We start from the raw sequence: 1307 nt of genomic DNA on the forward strand, positions 1-1307 counted from the left end.
AATTGCTTTATTGACGTTGAGCCTCGGAACCCTTAACAATCCCAAAACTTGTCGAATGGTCGGCTTAATAGCTCACGCTATGCCGACATTCGTCTCCAAGTTTAGTTAAGGGTTCTTCTCAACGCACAATAAATTTTCTCGGCATAAATGCGTCAACTCTTTTATTCTTCAGAAATACTTTTAGTTAATAAAGTTGCTCCACCAATTAACATTCCAATACCCAAAATAAAGAAACCACTAAAGATAGCAAAAAGACTTCCTAAAGATAAGAAAATAGAAAATAAATTACGTTCTGTTTTTTTCAAATTCAAAACTCCTTTTTAGCAAACTTTATCACAATAGTTATTACTTTACAGGTCTATTTTTCGTCGTTATAATCTATTTAAATCCCGTAAGGGCGCACTTATACGTCGGATAAATCGACGTGTGCAAAACCGTAATCGACCTTCGTCGATTTTTTATATTCATTTTAAGGAATCGGCGTTGTGGCGCAGATATAAAAATTAATACTACATCAAGACTAAAGCTACTAGTTTTTTGCTAGTAGCTTTTTTATTTTGTTAATTTTTAAATGCCTTTATTTTGAATTTTAAGGGGGCATTTTAAAGATTTAGGGGTAAATCATATAGTTTTATACCTAAAAACCTACATAAGCTTTTAAAACGCAAATATGAGCCAAATAAATATATCTTAATTTCACAAACTAAAATTCAAGCAAATCCAGTGTCGTTTTTTTTAGACACTGCCCAGTTACATGCAAATTTAAAAATTGGCATAAAAACTGGTCAACCATGCCGGTTGGACGCTATAGTTCCCGCAGGGGCAAAAAAGCATAAAAAAACGCTAACTTTTAAGCTAACGTTTCAAATCTTTTAAGTAATAATTTTGTTTTTCAAAATTCCAAATTGCCGTAATTGAATGTGCTTTTTCTTCTTCGTCTGTTGTTTTATCTTCGTCACTTGTATTAATCAAATTACCATCTTCGGCATCATCTAAATTTAAAATTTTATGTTTTTGTTTAAGCAATCCACCATAACTCAACATACGTTTTCGGTATAAACCTTTTTCTAAATCGTTCACGATTTCTTGATTTCTTTCGTCATCATCAGTTAAAAAATCAGATGACTTAACCGAATATTTTGAGGTTTCTTTGATTGCTGCTTGAATATCTTTATCACCTTTTTGGTTTGGTTTGATCGCTTTAATATTTGCGGTTCTGTTGCAAAGTTGAATTTATAGTATAATTTTAACAAAAAGGAGTCTTCTGTATGAACTACTTCAGATATAAACAATTTAACAAGGATGTT

The 1307-nt window shown here is 31.5% G+C and carries 1 protein-coding gene; it reads right to left on the bottom strand.

Features of this window, described 5'->3' with window-relative positions:
* Positions 1 to 855 precede the first annotated feature (855 nt).
* The gene (locus AB0E77_RS34225; protein ID WP_361578931.1) at positions 856 to 1233 is read right to left on the bottom strand and encodes a protein rep; all 378 of its coding nucleotides are present in this window, start codon (positions 1231 to 1233) and stop codon (positions 856 to 858) included.
* Positions 1234 to 1307: the final 74 nt, after the last annotated feature.

Origin of the sequence: Streptomyces sp. NPDC032940, assembly GCF_040636935.1 — a bacterium.
Classification (GTDB): Bacteria; Actinomycetota; Actinomycetes; order Streptomycetales; family Streptomycetaceae; genus Streptomyces.